This window comes from Dactylosporangium maewongense (genome assembly GCF_039531485.1).
GTDB classification, from domain to species: Bacteria; Actinomycetota; Actinomycetes; order Mycobacteriales; family Micromonosporaceae; genus Dactylosporangium; species Dactylosporangium maewongense.
In genome coordinates, this window is the sequence record NZ_BAAAQD010000003.1 from 57594 (window position 1) to 73380 (window position 15787).

The 15787-nt window shown below is 72.6% G+C and carries 17 protein-coding genes; 5 read left to right on the forward strand and 12 right to left on the reverse strand.

Annotated elements, in window-relative coordinates:
* Nucleotides 1-47: 47 nt before the first annotated feature.
* From rdgB to ABD332_RS10005, 6 genes are all read right to left on the reverse strand, one after another.
* Entirely contained in the window at nucleotides 48-644 is a 597-nt protein-coding gene (rdgB, locus tag ABD332_RS09980; protein WP_344501521.1) for an RdgB/HAM1 family non-canonical purine NTP pyrophosphatase, read from the reverse strand.
* Entirely contained in the window at nucleotides 641-1369 is a 729-nt protein-coding gene (gene rph / locus ABD332_RS09985; RefSeq protein WP_344501522.1) for a ribonuclease PH, read from the reverse strand. Before rph ends, rdgB begins: the two co-directional genes overlap by 4 nt.
* 13 nt (nucleotides 1370-1382) lie before the next feature.
* Nucleotides 1383-2198, reverse strand: a complete 816-nt coding sequence (locus ABD332_RS09990) for an SGNH/GDSL hydrolase family protein (RefSeq protein WP_344501523.1) — start codon at nucleotides 2196-2198, stop codon at nucleotides 1383-1385.
* Nucleotides 2195-3310, reverse strand: a complete 1116-nt coding sequence (locus ABD332_RS09995; RefSeq protein ID WP_344501524.1) for a glycosyltransferase — start codon at nucleotides 3308-3310, stop codon at nucleotides 2195-2197. The genes ABD332_RS09990 and ABD332_RS09995 overlap by 4 nt, the downstream gene beginning before the upstream one ends.
* Nucleotides 3307-4446, reverse strand: a complete 1140-nt coding sequence (locus ABD332_RS10000; RefSeq protein ID WP_344501525.1) for a glycosyltransferase family 4 protein — start codon at nucleotides 4444-4446, stop codon at nucleotides 3307-3309. Before ABD332_RS10000 ends, ABD332_RS09995 begins: the two co-directional genes overlap by 4 nt.
* Before the next feature lie 66 nt (nucleotides 4447-4512).
* Nucleotides 4513-5265 carry an MBL fold metallo-hydrolase gene (locus ABD332_RS10005; protein WP_344501526.1) on the reverse strand — a complete coding sequence of 251 codons (753 nt, stop codon included), beginning with the start codon at nucleotides 5263-5265 and terminating at the stop codon, nucleotides 4513-4515.
* Nucleotides 5266-5580: 315 nt separating this feature from the next.
* On the opposite strand from ABD332_RS10005, the gene ABD332_RS10010 reads away from it, so the two are divergent.
* Nucleotides 5581-5928: a hypothetical protein gene (locus ABD332_RS10010; RefSeq protein ID WP_344501527.1), complete on the forward strand. Its 348-nt coding sequence runs from the start codon at nucleotides 5581-5583 to the stop codon at nucleotides 5926-5928.
* Nucleotides 5929-5934: 6 nt separating this feature from the next.
* Here ABD332_RS10010 and ABD332_RS10015 read toward each other — a convergent pair whose 3' ends face one another.
* The 6 genes from ABD332_RS10015 to ABD332_RS10040 all read right to left on the reverse strand — a co-directional run bounded on the left by ABD332_RS10015 (nucleotide 5935) and on the right by ABD332_RS10040 (nucleotide 10224).
* Complete coding sequence (locus ABD332_RS10015) at nucleotides 5935-6885, reverse strand: PLP-dependent cysteine synthase family protein (RefSeq protein ID WP_344501528.1); 951 nt, start codon at nucleotides 6883-6885, stop codon at nucleotides 5935-5937.
* Between the two features lie 6 nt (nucleotides 6886-6891).
* Nucleotides 6892-7203: a MoaD family protein gene (locus ABD332_RS10020; protein ID WP_344501529.1), complete on the reverse strand. Its 312-nt coding sequence runs from the start codon at nucleotides 7201-7203 to the stop codon at nucleotides 6892-6894.
* A gap of 66 nt (nucleotides 7204-7269) precedes the next feature.
* Complete coding sequence (locus ABD332_RS10025) at nucleotides 7270-7761, reverse strand: M67 family metallopeptidase (protein ID WP_344501530.1); 492 nt, start codon at nucleotides 7759-7761, stop codon at nucleotides 7270-7272.
* Nucleotides 7762-7841: 80 nt separating this feature from the next.
* The gene (locus tag ABD332_RS10030) at nucleotides 7842-8342 is read right to left on the reverse strand and encodes a DUF2017 domain-containing protein (RefSeq protein ID WP_344501531.1); all 501 of its coding nucleotides are present in this window, start codon (nucleotides 8340-8342) and stop codon (nucleotides 7842-7844) included.
* Between the two features lie 85 nt (nucleotides 8343-8427).
* On the reverse strand, nucleotides 8428-8724 hold the full coding sequence (gene clpS, locus ABD332_RS10035) for an ATP-dependent Clp protease adapter ClpS (protein WP_344501532.1): 297 nt from the start codon (nucleotides 8722-8724) through the stop codon (nucleotides 8428-8430).
* 15 nt (nucleotides 8725-8739) lie between these two features.
* Nucleotides 8740-10224, reverse strand: a complete 1485-nt coding sequence (locus ABD332_RS10040) for a dynamin family protein (protein ID WP_344501533.1) — start codon at nucleotides 10222-10224, stop codon at nucleotides 8740-8742.
* A 159-nt stretch (nucleotides 10225-10383) separates the two neighbouring features.
* Between ABD332_RS10040 and ABD332_RS10045 the strand changes: the two genes are divergently transcribed.
* The 4 genes from ABD332_RS10045 to ABD332_RS10060 all read left to right on the forward strand — a co-directional run bounded on the left by ABD332_RS10045 (nucleotide 10384) and on the right by ABD332_RS10060 (nucleotide 15469).
* A complete protein-coding gene (locus ABD332_RS10045; protein ID WP_344501534.1) occupies nucleotides 10384-13008 on the forward strand; it encodes a LuxR C-terminal-related transcriptional regulator in 2625 nt (874 codons plus the stop codon).
* A 14-nt stretch (nucleotides 13009-13022) separates the two neighbouring features.
* Nucleotides 13023-14309 (forward strand): nicotinate phosphoribosyltransferase, encoded by a 1287-nt coding sequence (locus ABD332_RS10050; protein ID WP_425552166.1) that lies wholly within the window; start codon nucleotides 13023-13025, stop codon nucleotides 14307-14309.
* On the forward strand, nucleotides 14306-14878 hold the full coding sequence (locus tag ABD332_RS10055; RefSeq protein ID WP_344501536.1) for an isochorismatase family protein: 573 nt from the start codon (nucleotides 14306-14308) through the stop codon (nucleotides 14876-14878). The genes ABD332_RS10050 and ABD332_RS10055 overlap by 4 nt, the downstream gene beginning before the upstream one ends.
* 213 nt (nucleotides 14879-15091) lie before the next feature.
* Nucleotides 15092-15469, forward strand: coding sequence for an STAS domain-containing protein (locus tag ABD332_RS10060; protein ID WP_344501537.1), 378 nt, complete (start codon nucleotides 15092-15094; stop codon nucleotides 15467-15469).
* Nucleotides 15470-15787 lie beyond the last annotated feature (318 nt).

Sequence of the window (15787 nt, forward strand, 5' to 3'; positions counted from 1 at the left end):
GGAGCATCCGGGGGTTCCTGCCGCTCACGCGGGTGAGGACGGGTGGGTCAGAGGGTGGCGGCCAGGGCGCGGAAGGCCTTGCCGCGGTGGCTGATGGCGTCCTTCTCGGCGGGGGGAAGCTCGGCGGTGGTCAGCTCGTAGCCGGCGGCGACGAAGATCGGGTCGTAGCCGAAGCCGCCGTCGCCGCGGGGGGACCTGATCAGGTGGCCGGGCATCTCGCCGCGGAAGACCTGCTCGCGGCCGTCGGGCCAGACGAGGGCGGCGGCGCAGACGAAGGCGCCGCCCAGGTGCTCGTCGGGGACGTCGGCGACCTGGGCCAGGACGAGGCGGAGGTTGGCGCCGTCGCGGTCGGGGGTGCCGCTGGGCAGGCCGGACCAGCGGGCGCTGAAGACGCCGGGCATGCCGTTGAGGGCGTCGACGGCCAGGCCGGAGTCGTCGCCGACGCTGGGCAGGCCGGTGATGGTGGCCGCCTCGCGGGCCTTGAGCAGGGCGTTCTCCTCGAAGGTGAGGCCGGTCTCCGGGGACTCCGGATACGGGGGCACGTCGTCGAGGCCGACCAGCGAGACGTGCGGCGCGGCCTCGGCAAGGACGCGGCGCAGCTCGACGAGCTTCTTCTGGTTGCGGGTCGCGAGCAGCAGCTTCATCCGGCGATCGCCTTCTGCTGGAGGGTGGTGAGCTCCGCGCAGCCGAGGGCGCCCAGGTCGACGAGGAGGTCGAGCTCGGCGCGCGAGAACACGGCCTGCTCGCCGGTGCCCTGGACCTCGACGAAGTCGCCGGCGCCGGTGCAGACGACGTTCATGTCGACGTCGGCGATGACGTCCTCCTCGTAGCAGAGGTCGAGGCGCGGCTCGCCGGCGATGATGCCGACGCTGACGGCGGCGACGGAGCGGTGCAGGACCTGCGCGGGCTTGCCGGCCAGCTTCTTGTTGGCGGCCAGGTAGGCGACGGCGTCGGCGAGGGCGACGTAGGCCCCGGTGATGGCGGCGGTGCGGGTGCCGCCGTCGGCCTGCAGGACGTCGCAGTCGAGGACGATCGAGTTCTCGCCGAGGGCCTTGAGGTCGATGCAGGCACGGAGGCTGCGGCCGATGAGGCGGGAGATCTCGTGGGTACGGCCGCCGATCTTGCCCTTGACGCTCTCGCGGTCGTTGCGGGTCGTGGTGGCGCGGGGCAGCATCGCGTACTCGGCGGTGAGCCAGCCCAGCCCGGAACCCTTCCGCCAGCGGGGCACCCCTTCGGTGACGCTGGCCGTGCACAGCACCCGGGTGTTGCCGAACTCGATGAGCACCGACCCTTCCGGGTGCATGCTCCACTGGCGGGTGATCGATACGGGCCGAAGTTGATCTGCTGCGCGAGCATCCGGACGAGCCATGCGTCCAGCCTAGTCAAACCACCCGGTCGGGCAGCGACAGGCCCGGGGGGAGCTCGGGCGCGAGGTCGGCGGACAGGTTGCCGGCGTCGCGGCCCAGCAGCTCCGTGACGGCCAGGCCGAACAGGCCCGGCAGCAGGTCCGTCGAGCGGCGGATCATCCAGCGGGTGCCCTGGGTCGCCATCCACCACGCCTGCGCGGTGCGGGTCGGCGGCGGGCTGCTCGGCGCCGGGTCGGGGCGGGTGCCGATACCGCCGCCGAGGCGGGCCGCGAGCAGGTCGAAGAACGAGCAGGCGAGGAAGCGGTGCCCCCGTTCGCTCGGGTGGAGGCGGTCGACGCTCCACATGCGGCGGTCGTACGAGTCGGTGTTGCCCGCGGCGTCGAAGTGCACGGTGGCGTGCCGGGCGGCGACGAGGTCCGCGGCGGCGTTCAGGTCGCGCATCCGCCGGGCGAGCGGGCGGGCCAGGGGGCCGGGCAGCCCGAACATGCGGCCCGGGTCCGGCAGCCGGATGGTGAGGACCTCGGCGCCGGTCGCGCGGAGGGCGGCGACGGTGCGCTCCAGGTTGCGGGCGACCCGCGTGGCGTCGAACGGGCTGCGCAGCGTGTCGTTGGTGCCGACGAGGACGGCGGCGACGTCGGGGCGCAGCTCGAGGGCGCGGGGCAGCTGTTCGGTGACGACGTCGGCGCTCTGGGCGCCGCTGCGGGCGATGTTGTGCAGCCGGGCGCCGAGCGCGGCGGCGAGGATCGGTGCCCAGCCGCGCCAGGAGCCGTCGGGCATCCTGTCCCCGAAGCCGACGGTGGTGGAGTCGCCGAGCGCGACGAAGACGGTCACGGCACACCCGCCGAGACGGGGACGTCGTGCACGGCGAGGAACCCGGCGACGGCCGCCGGCCAGGAGTACCGCTCGGCGCGGTCCCGGGCGGCCCGCCGGCGCTCGTCCGCGGGTCGGGCCAGCACCTCCAGTACACCGGCCGCGAAGTCCGACAGGACGGCCGCTCCGGCACCGCCGATGACTTCGGGCAGGGCCGATGCCGAGGACACGACGACGGGCGTCCCGCAGGCGAGGGCCTCCAGCGCGGCGAGGCCGAACGTCTCGATCGGGCCGGGGGCGAGGACCACGTCGGCGGTGGCGAGGAGCGAGGCGACGGCGGTGCGGTCGGCGACGAACTGCATGAAGTGCACCGCGTGCCCTGCGTAGTTCTCGGCCAGCTCCTGCAGCCGGGGGCGCAGCGGCCCGTCGCCGGCGACGACCAGGGCCGCGTCGACGCCCTGGGCGCGAAGGGCGATGAGGGCCTCGACGGAGCGTTCGGGGCGCTTCTCGGTCGAGAGCCGGCCGCAGTGCACCAGCAGCACCTGGCCGGGGGCCGCGAACTGCGCGCGCAGGGCCGGCGACGCCCGCGAGGGGTGGAACAGGCCGAGGTCGACGCCGAGCGGGACGCGGACGAGGTTGCCGGCGCCGATCCGGTCGAACTCGGCCGCGGCCCAGGCGGTGGTGCACAGGATCTGGTCGTAGGCGCGGTGGCTGCGGGCGTTGAGCAGGTCAGCGCAGGCCGCCCCGACCGGCCCGGCGAAGCTGAGCAGCCCGGCGAGGCTCTCGTGCGACACCATGACGGCGGGGATGCCCCGGTCGCGGGCCCAGCGGCCGGTCCAGCGCAGCGTGAACCGGTCGGAGACCTCCAGCCGGTCGGGCTGGAGGCGGTCGAGGAGCTTGGCGAGGCGGCGCCGGTGGATGAGCACCCGGTAGCCGCCGGTGCCGGGCACGACCGGGCCGGGCAGCGTGATCACCCGGCCCTGCGCGTCGGACACGTCGGAGTGCTCCTCGCCGGGCACGATCAGGATCGACTCGTGGCCCGCGGCGACGTAGCCCTCGCCGAGGGCGCGCAGGGCGGTGCGGAGACCGCCGGACCGGGGCATGACGAAGTTCGCCAGGCGGACGATCCTCACGCGGACACCGCCGGCACGGTCACCGGGACGACGGAGGTGTAGTGCCGGATCAGCTCGTCGCCGACCGCCGACCAGCTGCGGGCCGCGACCGCGACGCGGGCGGCGAGGCCCATCGCCTGCCGGCGCTCGGGGTCGGCGACCAGGTCGGTGACCGCGTCGCGCAACGCCAGCGCGTCGCAGGGCGGCACCAGCAGCCCGGTGCGGCCGTCGTCCACGAGGTCGAGCGGGCCGCCCTGGGCGGGGGCGACCACCGGAACACCCGATGCGAGGGCTTCCTGGACCGTCTGGCCGAACGTCTCGAAGGGCCCGGTGTGGGCGAACACGTCGAGGCTGGCGTAGAGCCGGGCGAGCTGGTCGCCGCGGCGCTCGCCGAGGAAGGCGGCGCCGGGCATGGCACGCTCCAGTGCGGCGCGGGCGGGGCCGTCGCCGACGACCACGACGCGGACGCCGGGGATGCGGCTCAGCGGCGCGAGCAGGTCGACGCGCTTCTCCACGGCGAGCCGGCCGACGTAGCCGACGAGCACGGACCGGTCGGTGCCCAGCAGGGCCCGGCGGAGGGCGGCGCTGCGGCGGCCGGGGTCGAAGCGGGCGGCGTCGACGCCGCGGCGCCACAGCCAGACCCGCTCGATGCCGTGGCTGTGCAGGGCCGTGGCGGCGGCGGTGGACGGTGCGAGGGTCCGGTCGGCGGCGTTGTGGATGCGGCGCAGCCACCGCCACGCGGCCTGCTCGCCGAGGCCGGAGTGGTAGTACAGGCGGGCGTAGGCGGGGACGTCCGTCTGGTACACGGCGACGGTCGGCAGGCCGAGCGACGCGGCGACCGTCATGCCGCGGGCGCCGAGCACGAACGGGCTGGCCAGGTGGACCAGGTCGGTGCGGTGGGCCCGCAGCGCGGCGGCGAGCCGACGGCTGGGCAGGCCGAGCCGGAAGGTCCCGTAGCCGGGGGTGGCGACCGAGGGGACCCGGATGATCTCGTACGGGAAGGCGCCGGTGACCGACCGCGCCCCGGAGGAGGGCTGAGGGGCGATCACGAGGGGCTCGTGGCCTCGCGCGACGAGGTGTTCGGCGACCCGTACGACGGAGTGGGCGACGCCGTTCACATCGGGCGGGAACGATTCGGTGACGATCGCGATCCGCATGCCGACACCATGGGGTCGGCGACCGTGCATGCGGCCACCATCGACTGACCAAACGGCGAACGCTGCCTAAATGTCGTACCTCGCGCCGGGCCGGACGATGTCGATCGGCCCGTCGAACGCGGCCTGCGCCGCCTCCAGGGTCAGCGCCTCGCTCCCCCACGCCGGCACCAGGTGCGTCAGCAGCAGCCGGCCGACCTCGGCCTTGGTGGCGTGCTCGGCCGCCTCGCGCCCGGTGAGGTGCAGGTCCGGCGGGTTGTCGGCGCCGTCGAGGTAGCTCGCCTCGCACAGGAACAGGTCCGCGCCCTGGGCGAGGCGGATCAGCTGGTCGCAGGCGGCGGTGTCGGCGGAGTACGTGATGACCCGGCCCCCGTGCTCGATGCGCACGCCGTAGGTCTCTATCGGGTGGTTGACCCGGTCGACGGTGACGTGGAGCGGGCCGATCGGGAAGCTGCCCGGCTGCAGCGAGTAGAACGTGTAGACGTCGCTGATCGCCATCGGCTCGTTCTCCCCGCCGTACGCGGCGGAGATGCGCTCGGGCGCGGCGACCGGCGCGTAGACGGGCAGCGGCGGCAGCGGGCCGGACGGTGCGTAGCGCCTGGCCACTATGTAGGAGCACGCGTCGAGCATGTGGTCGCAGTGCAGGTGCGTGAGCAGGATGGCGTCGACGTTGTAGAGGCCGGAGAACCGTTGCAGCGTCGACATCGACCCGGGGCCGAAGTCCACCAGCAGCCGGAACCCGTCCGCCTCGACGAGATACGCCGAGCAGGGCGCCTCGGGTCCCGGGAAGCTGCCGGCGCAGCCGAGAACGGTGAGCCTCATGCTTCCCCTAAGAACAACGCGGGCGCGCCACTGTGGATCACGCCGGTCAGGTGAGGATAGTTCGTCAACCCGGGGTGCCGGATGACGGCACCGGCACAGCAACCGGGCGCGGACGGACTGCACCGGCGGGGGTTGCCCGGCCGGTTGCTGCCGATGGGCAAGTCCGTCACGTGGCGCAGCCTACGCCGGACTGGCAGGCAAGGCTGAACGATCGGACGGCAGATGTCGCCAACGTGACAGGGTCGCGTGACGCCGGGCGCCCGGGCTCGTTGGGATTCGTAAGCCACCAAACGACCCCGGGCAACAGGAGTGGACGTGACCGTCGAGGTGTCCAGGACCAAGCGGCTGCGGCAGCAGCTTCCCGACGCCTTCCGGCTGCCGACGGACCGCGACCCGGCGCCGGAGCCGCGCCACCTCGCCGCCGTCTGCGGCTGGGCGGCGCTGCTCGGCCTCGGCGGCATGGCGGTGGCGCTGCGGGCGTTCGTGGGACTCGTCAGCGCGTCCCGGGGCTGGTACGCGCCGACGGTCATCGTCATCGGGCTCGTCGGCCTGGCGTGCACGATCGCCGCGTTCGCCAGCGTGCACCAGCGGCGCCTGCCGTTCGCTCTGCTCGGCGCCGCTTCGGTGAGCCTGCTGCTCGGGTGGATCGTGACGGGCCTCTAGGCCGCTCTAAGCCCACAGCTGGCCGTCGAGGGCCGACTCGGCGTCGGCGAGGGTGCCGCCATACGCGCCGGTCGACAGGTACTTCCAGCCGCCGTCGGCGACCAGGAACACCACGTCGGCCCGCTTGCCGGCCTTGAGCGCCTGGTGGGCGACCGCGAGGGCGGCGTGCAGCACCGCGCCGGCGGAGAAGCCCACGAACATGCCCTCGACCTCGACGAGCTGGCGGGTCCGCAGCACCGAGTCGCGGGTGCCGACGGAGAAGCGCCTGGTGAGGACGGTCGCGTCGTACAGCTCCGGGACGTAGCCCTCGTCGAGGTTGCGCAGCCCGTAGACCAGCTCGCCGTAGCGGGGCTCGGCGGCGATGATCTCGATGTCCTCGACCTTCTCGCGAAGGTAGCGCCCGATGCCCATCAGCGTGCCCGTGGTGCCGAGACCGGCCACGAAGTGCGTGATGGTCGGCATGTCCCGGAGGATCTCCGGACCGGTCGTCTCGTAGTGCGCCCGGGCGTTGGCCTCGTTGCCGTACTGGTAGAGCATCACCCAGTCGGGATGCTCCGCGGCGATCTCCTTCGCGACCGCGACGGCCCGGTTGGACCCGCCGGCGGCCTCGGAGAAGATGATCTCCGCGCCGTACATCCGCAGCAGCGCGGTGCGCTCCGACGAGACGTTCTCGGGCATGACGCAGACCAGGCGGTAGCCGCGCAGCTTCGCCACCATCGCCAGGGCGATGCCGGTGTTGCCGCTGGTCGGCTCGATGATCGTGTCACCGGGGCGGAGGCGGCCCGCTTCCTCGGCCGCCTTCACCATCCACAACGCGACCCGATCCTTCACGCTGCCCGTCGGGTTGCGGTCCTCGAGCTTGGCCCAGAGGCGGACCTCCGGGCTCGGCGACAGCCTGGGCAACCCGATGAGCGGCGTGTTTCCGCACGCCTCGAGCACCGACTCGTAGCGCGCCACGACAGATCAGCCCCGCAGGGCGTGGGCGGCCGCGAACGCGAACGCGCCACCCGCCACGGCGGGCAGGATCGTCACCGAGTCGCCGTCGTTGAGCTTCGCGTCGAGCGCGCCCAGGAAGCGGACGTCCTCGTCGTTGACATAGACGTTGACGAAGCGGTGCAGGCCACCCTCCGGGGTCAGCAGGCGGGCCTTGATGCCCGAGTGCCGGCTGTCCAGGTCGGCGAGCAGGTCGGCGATGGTGTCACCGGCACCCTCGACGGTCTTGGCACCGCCGGTGTAGCTGCGCAGGATGGTCGGGATGCGAACCTCGATAGCCATGATCATTTCCTCTTGTGTACGAGCGGTGAACTGGACGACTGGACATGGTGCGACGGCAGGCGGCGATCAGCTGCCTGCGCGACACTCGTAGTCGACGGTCGTCGGGCTCTGCCCGAAGAGATATGACTGGACGGCGTGTGAGTCCACGACTGCATTAACTACCTGAACCGGCTCTTCGGTGACGGCTCCGTCCACGATGCGGAACGACCTGATCTCGGTCTGCTCCGGGTCGCGGGTCGAAACCAGCAGATAGTGCGCATTCGGCTCACCCGCGAACGACACGTCCGTCCGCGACGGGTAGGCCTCGGTGGCGGTGTGCGAGTGGTAGACGACCACCGGCTCCTCGTCCGCGTCGTCCATCTCGCGCCACAGCCGCAGCTGCTCCTTCGAGTCGAACTCGTAGAACGTCATGGAGCGGGCGGCATTCTCCATCGGCACGTGCCGGACCGGAGTGTCCGAGCCGGCCGGACCCGCGACGATCCCGCACGCCTCGTCGGGGTGGTCCCGGCGGGCGTGCGCAACGATCGCGTCGAGGATCGCGGCGTCGATGGTCAGCACGCCCCACAGCCTACCGAAACCTGAAGGCAACTCGCTCGTGACCGCGCTCACGCCGCCCGCGCCGCGCTCCGCCCGGGCAGCTACGCCATCAGCGCGCCGACGAGGCTCTCCTGGAGGTAGGTCAGGTACTGGTACACCGACAGCTGCCCGACCCTCGTGGAGGTGGGGTCCTTCAGGATCGCCTCGTCGAGCTCCGCCTCGACGTCGACGTCGTCGTCGTCGATCCCGAGCCGGGAGCCCAGCGTCAGGCGGACGTCGGTCAGCGCGCGCAGCCACGCCTCGGCCTGCTCCTCGTCGAGTGCGACCTCGCCGCCCTCCACCGGCAGCACGTCCAGCAGCAGCGCCGCCTGCTCCAGCTTCGCCGAGCGGAGGTCGTCCTCCAGGTAGCGGCGCAGCTCCTCCGAGGCGGCGGCGTCGTCGCGGTACATGTCGGGGAAGAGCCGCGCGATCACCGGGTCGGCGCGGTCGAACCCCTCCGACAGCAGCGTGATGACCTCGAGCATGACCTCGTTGAGCACCGCGGCCTCGGCAGGGCCGAACCGGGCGATGCACACGGTCCCGTTGCGAACGAACATCGTCATGCCGCCACCTCCGCTGCGCTCCGGCGGCGGCCCGACCTGACGCTGTGCCCCCGGTGCCCGGCTCCAGCGCTGCGCTCCGGACCTGTCACGACTTGTCCACCGTCGCCCACAGCCCGTAGGCCTGCAGCCTGGAAGCGTCGTACTCCATCTTCTCGCGTGGCCCGCTGGACACGATCGCCTTGCCCTTTTGGTGCACGTCGAGCATCAGACGCTCGGCCTTCTCCCGGCTGAATCCGAACAGTTTCTGCAGGACCCATGTCACGTAGCTCATAAGGTTGACCGGATCGTTCCAGACCACGGTCACCCACGGACGGTCGGTCTCGGGCACCTCATCAGCCTCGAGACGGGTCTCTTCGATCGGTACGACCTGCGGCGCCGCCATACCAACATGGTGCCATCAAGCGAGCAGCACGCCATGGTCGACCGCATCCCCACCGATGGCGGCCAGTGCCTGACGCAGTGCCGTGTAGCGCTCGCCCAGCTCGTGACCCATCTCGACCTCGATCTCGCGCAGCGCGTGCTGCAGCCAGCGCCGGCAGTCCTTCTTGTCCGCGTGCTTCGGCGGCCCGCCCGGCGCGCTCTTCGGCTGCCACAGCGCGTAGCAGCTGGCGTTGAGCGCGACGCCCAGCGACGGCAGCACCTGGCCGGCCGGCTCGCCGCCGCCGACGGCGCAGAGGTTGTCCACCGCGGCCGCGCCGGCCATCGAGGCCACCGCCGAGGTGGCGGTGAGCAGCAGCGCGTGGTCGCGGTCGCGCCCGTCGTCGCGCAGGGAGTCGACCGCCCGGCGGGCCGCGGCGGCGATCCTGGCCAGGACGACCTCGTCGGGCGCGGTGTCCAGCAGCTCGGTGAAGACCGCGGCGATCACCTCGCGCGTGTCGTCGCGCAGCTGGCGGGTGGTGCGCACGGACAGCGCGTGCAGCTCGCGGTCGAGCACGTACGGCAGCTCCGGGCAGCCCTTGCCGGAGCCGAGCTCCTGCACGCACCGCACGTGGATGGTCGCCAGGTCGATGGAGACGCGCTGCACGGCGGCGACCCGCCGGTTGGCGATCTCGCGGTCGAGCAGCTCCTGCCACTCGTCGCCGGCGCGGGAGACGGTCGCGGCGGCGACCCCGACCGGCGCGGGCCGCACCTCGCCCCAGGTCTCCAGCTCGTGGCGCAGCTCGGCGACGCCGAAGACGGCCTCCGGGTCCAGCGACACCGGGAACCAGGGTGCGGACGCCAGGCGCTGGCCGCGGGAGGCGAGCAGCGCCCGGTTGGCGACCAGCATCTCGGGCCAGGCGTCGTGCTGGTCGATGCGGGTGAGCACGAACGCGATCCGGCCGGCCCGGTCCGCGGCGGCGGCGAGCAGGTCCAGGTCGGCGCGGGCGAGCGGGGCCGCGGCGTCGACGACGAACAGCAGCCCGAGGCCCCGCTCGGCGGCGTCGAGCACGATCTCGGCGTTGGCGGCATCCAGGCCCCCGCTGCCGGGCGTGTCGACCAGCGCGACGCGCTTGAGCAGGCTCGAGGAGTGGTTGATCTCGATGCGGCGGGCGGGCCGCGTCGGGCCGGGCCGCGGGTCGCGCTGGCCGGGGACCAGGGCGGCACGCGCCTCGCGGTGACCCGGGACGAACACGCGGGTCTCGGCCTTGTCGCCGTGCCGGAAGACCAGCCAGGCGTCGCCCGCCGGAGCCGGCTCGGCGCGCCGGATCAAGGCATTGAGCAGGGCTGTCTTGCCGCTGCGGGGCGAGCCGGCGATCACCGCGAAGCTGCCGACGCCCGCCGCCTGACGGGGCTCGGACTGCCGCTGACTTCTGCTGCCGCGGACCGGCATGGCGGACACTGGCCCCCCGGGCGTCGTGACTGTCAGATCGATCAGCGGCGCCTGCATGACCCCAGACCCCATGTGCGACCTCCTCGTGCACGGCCGGTAAGCATCGGAACGCTACGTGAACAGCCACTTACGGAGGCAGTACTCGAGCTACTCAACTGAGACCAAACGCACTACTCAAGTTCAAACATCGGCGGGTACGCGCAGTAATCGACCTATCGATATGCTGCGACGGTGCCCCCCTGGAGCTTTGTCGGTCGAAACGCTGAACTGGTCCGCCTCGCCGAGGCAGCCACCGGCTCAACCGGTCGCGGACTAATTCTGGGCGGCCCGCCAGGCATCGGCAAGAGCCGATTGCTGCGCGAGGGTGTCAACGCCCTCGACCAGGACAGACTCGCCGTCTGGACGGCGACCGCCAACGCGGCGACGGCGGGCCTACCGCTGGGCGGCCTGGCCCAGGTGCTGCCACCGGACCAGCCCTCTGGCGGCTCGCCGGCCGGCCTGCTCCGCTGGGCCGTCGACGCGCTGCACCGGCAGGCGGCCGGCCGGCCGATCGTCGTCGCCATCGACGACGCCCACCTGCTCGACCCGTTGTCGGCCGCGCTCGTGTACTACGTCGCCAGGTCCGAGAACGCGACGGTGATCGGCACCGTGCGCACCGGCGAGCCCGTGCACGACCCGATCAGCGCCCTGTGGAAGGACGACCTGGTCGAGCGGATCGAGCTGACCCCGCTGACCCTGCAGGAGACCTCCGACCTGCTCCAGCAGGTGCTCGGCGGCCCGGTCGACTCGGCCTCCGTCGACCGGCTCCAGCAGCTGTCGCAGGGCAACGCGCTGCTGCTGCGCGAGCTGGTCATCGCCGCGCACGCCAGCGGCGAGATCATCGAGAGCTACGGGATGCAGCGCTGGACGGGCAAGGTCGACCTCGCCCCCACGCTGACCGAGGTGGTGGACGCCCGCATCGGCAAGCTCACCCCGCAGGAGCGGGCGGTGCTGGAGCTGGTCGCGTTCGGCGAGCCGATCGGGCTGCCGCTGCTGGTCAACGCCACCGACCTGAACACCGTGGAGACCGCCGAGGAGCGGCAGCTGATCCGCGTCGTCGTCGAGGACCGCCGCACCACGGTCCGCCTCGCGCATCCCCTGTACGGCGAGGTCGTGCGCCGCCGCTGCCCCGTGACCCGGGTCCGCCGGCTGCTCGCCGACCTGGCCGGCCTGGTGGAGGACAGCGGCGCCCGGCGCCGCGACGACCTGCTCCGCGTCGCCGTCTGGCGGCTGGACAGCGACACCGCCCGCGACCCCCAGCAGCTGCTCATGGCGTGTCGGCTCGCGTTCGCCACCTATGACATGGCCCTGGCGATGCGGCTGGGCAAGGCCGCCCTCGCGGCCGGCGGCGGGTTCGACGCCGCAGAGACCCTCGCGACGATCCTGATGTTCGTCAACATGCCCGAGGAAGCCGTCGCGATCCTCGACGCCAACCAGGACCAGACCGTCGAGGAGTCCCAGCGCAGCCGGTGGCTCGCCATCCGGCACATCACCGCCCAGTGGGGTCTCGGCGACCCGGACACCGTCGACGACATCGACCGCAAGGCGCACGAGCTGAGCGACCTGCGCGAACGCTCCCTGGTGCTGGCCGTGGAGTCGACGATGCGGCTGCACCGGGGCGACAACGCCCAGGCGCTCACCCTCGCCCGCCAGGTCCTCGACAGCGCGGCCAGCGCCCCCGGCCCGCGGGCCCTCGCCCGCAGCAACATGGCCCAGCTGCAGGCCATGCGCGGCACACCGGTGCAGACCGTCAAGGCCCTCGCGGCGGTCGACGCCGAGGCGGCGCAGTGGCGGGTCGAGCTGCCGTACTTCCAGCTCGGCATCGAGCTCTCCCGCGGCACCGCCATGATCCTCGCCGCCGACCTGGAGGCCGTCGACGCGATCGTCGCCGCCGAGTTCGCCGGCATGGCCGACGCCGGCAACTTCAACATGGGCTCCGGCTACCTGCAGATCGTCCGCGCCCAGGCGGCCCGCCTCCGCGGCCGGCTCACCGAGGCGGCCCGGGCCGCGTCGCAGGCCTGCGCGGCCCTGGCCACCGGCAAGGTCTTCGTCGCGCTCGCCCACGCCGAGCGGGCGCACGTCGCCGCCCTCACCGGGGACGCGGCCGGCGCCGCGGAGGCGTTCGCGATCGCCGAGGCGTCGCACTACCGCTCGATGGAGGTGCTGTACCCGTGGCTCGAGGAGGCCAGGGCGTGGGTCGCGGTCGCCTCCGGTGACGTGCCGACCGCCGCCGAGGTCCTGCGGCTGCTCGCGGCCCGCACCCGCGGCGACGGGTTCGCCGCGCACGAGATGTCCGCGCTGTACCACCTGGGCCGGCTCGGCTTCGCCCGCGAGGTCACCGACCGGCTCGACGCGCTGTCGCACACCGTCGAGGGCCGCATCGCCCCCTCGATGGCCTGGCACGTGCGGGCGATGGCCGGCGAGGACGGCGGCAGCCTCCTCGCGGTCGCCGAGGAGTTCGCCGACCAGGAGCTCAACCTGTACGCCGCGGAGGCCGCCGCCGGTGCGGTCACCCTGCTGCGGAGCATCCGGTCGCCGCAGACGCCACGGGCCGCGCAGCGCCTCGCCGAGCTGCGGGTCCTCTGCCCGTCCGCGGCCACGCCGGCGCTGGTCGTGCCGCAGCCCATGCTCACCGGCCGCGAGCGGCAGATCGCCCGGCTCGCCGCCGCCGGTGTGCCGTCGAAGGAGATCGCGGACCAGCTGTACCTGTCCTCCCGCACCGTCGACAACCACCTCATGCGCGTCTACGCCAAGCTCGGTGTGACGGGGCGCGCAGAACTGGCCGCCGCCCTGCGCTCGCTGCCACCCGAGGAGTGAATAGTCTTGGTGGCGTGACGACAAGCGCGCTGCTGACCGACCACTACGAGCTGACGATGCTGTCGGCGGCGCTGCGCGACGGGACCGCGTCGCGCCGCTGCGTCTTCGAGGTGTTCGCCCGCCGCCTCCCGACCGGGCGGCGGTACGGTGTCGTGGCCGGCATCGGGCGCCTGCTCGCCCACGTGCAGGACTTCCGCTTCGACCCCGCCGACGTCGAGTTCCTGCAGTCCCGCGGGATCGTCTCCGCCGACACCGCCGAGTGGCTGGCGGCCTACCGGTTCACCGGCGACATCGACGGCTATGCCGAGGGCGAGCTGTTCTTCCCCGGCTCGCCGATCCTCACGGTCAGCGGCACGTTCGCCGAGTGCGTCGTGCTGGAGACGCTGATCCTGTCGGTCCTCAACCACGACAGCGCGATCGCGGCCGGCGCCGCCCGCATGGTCACCGCCGCCCGCGGCCGCTCCGTGATCGAGATGGGCTCCCGGCGCACGCACGAGGAGGCCGCGGTGGCCGCGGCGCGAGCCGCTTATCTGGCCGGGTTCGCGTACACCTCCAACCTCGAGGCCGGCCGGCGCTACGGCATCCCGACGACCGGCACCGCCGCGCACGCCTTCACGCTGCTGCACGACACCGAGCAGGCCGCGTTCGCCTCCCAGGTCGCGACGCTCGGCAAGCAGACGACGCTGCTCGTCGACACGTACGACATCGCCCAGGGCATCCGCAACGCCATCGAGGTCGCGGGCCCCGACCTGCGGGCCGTGCGCATCGACTCCGGCGACCTGTCCGTCCTCGCCGCGCACTCCCGCGCGCTCCTGGACTCCCTCGGCGCGACCGAGACCCAGATCATCGTCTCCGGCGACCTCGACGAGTATGCGATCGCAGCCCTCGCGGCAGAGCCCGTCGACGCGTACGGCGCGGGCACGGCCGTCGTCGTCGGCTCCGGCGCCCCGACCGCCGGCCTGGTCTACAAGCTGGTCGAGGTCGACGGCCGCCCGGTGGTCAAGCGCTCGGAGAACAAGGGCACGGTCGGCGGCCGCAAGACCGCCGTCCGCCGGCACAAGCCGACCGGCACCGCGACCGAGGAGGTCGTCGTGTCGATGGGCACGCCCACCGCCGAACCCAACGACCGGCTCCTGCAGCGGGCCTTCGTCCGCGGCGGCGAGCTGGTGCCCGACCTGCCCGACCTCGCCGCCTCCCGCGAGCACCTGCGCCAGTGCCTCATCTCGATCCCCTGGGAGGGGCTGAAGCTGTCCGCCGGCGACCCGGCGGTTCCCGTCCAGATGCTTGGGGGCTCCCTGTGACTCGCGCCTTGATCATCGTTGACGTGCAGAACGACTTCTGCGAGGGCGGCTCGCTCGCCGTCGGCGGCGGCGCCGGCGTCGCGGCCGCGATCTCCGCCGCCGTGGCCGGCGGCGCCTGGGACCACGTGGTGGCCACCCAGGACCACCACATCAGCCCCGCCGGGCACTTCGGCGACCCGCCGGACTACGTGTCGACGTGGCCCGTGCACTGCGTGGTCGGCACCGGCGGCGTCGACTTCCACCCGTCACTGGACGTGTCCCGCGTCGAGGCCGTGTTCACCAAGGGCGAGTACTCGGCGGCGTACTCCGGCTTCCAGGGATCATCGTCCGGCGTCGACCTCGCGTCCTGGCTCCGCGCCCGATCGGTCTCCGAGGTCGACGTGGTCGGCATCGCCACCGACCACTGCGTGCGAGCGACTGCCATCGATGCGAAACGCGAAGGCTTTGTTACATCTGTGCTGCTGGACCTCACCGCGGGCGTCGCCCGGCCCACGGTGGACGCCGCCCTTGCTGAGCTGCGCACCGCTGGGGTGACCCTTGTGGGTGAACCGGTCGTATCGGCAAGCTGACCATCCGGTGGATGGCACACGACTGGACTTGCCGTGTAACAACCGACGTGTACCGTCATCCCGGCAAGCGGTTCCGCACCCGACGTGAAGAATTCTCACCTCACAACGTAAGGACCACCTACACGGAGCGTGGCGAAACAGGGAAGACTTCGCTACGCTTGCGGGACCTCGAAGGGTCGTCCATGGTGGACGACTCAGCACCAGGAGGGTCACGTGAAGTTGTCGATCGAAACTCGCCCCTCGGATCAGCGCGAAGCACTGCTGACCTTGAGCGGCGAAATCGACTATGAGACCGCTCAGGAGCTTCGCACAGCGGTGAGTTCAGTGCTCGACGGCAACATCGACACGCTCGTCATCGACCTCGCCGGCGTCACGTTCCTCGACTCCACCGGCATCGGCACCCTCGTGGTCGCCAAGCGCATCTGCCACAGCATGGGCGTCAAGCTGCACATTCGCCGACCAAACCCGTTCATCGCGCGGCTGTTCGCGGTGGTCGGGGTCAGCGACATCCTCGGGGTCCCGATCCCGCCGGGCACTGTCTCCGGCCGGCTTCCCCAGCCCCGCGAGCGCGGCGTCACCCAGCCCGCCTGACACCACCAGGGCAACGCGACCCGGACCTTGGACCCCGCACGTCCAAGGTCCGCGCTGCCTCCTCCCCTGCCTCTGCGGTCGCCGGTTTACGCCCCGCAGCGGCCTGCTGAGCGCTCCGCAGCCCCCTTCCCGCAGCGCCTCACCCCGCCCACCGTTCACTACGCCCCGTCACCCACCCACGGCAACCGTCCCGCTACGGAATGGTAGGACGACTCCCCGCCGCCCCGTGATCGACTGATACGTCCGGTCACCATGACAACCCGAACCACCCCTCGATCACTGATCACGGCTCCCCCAAGCGCTCGACGGCTGCCTGAG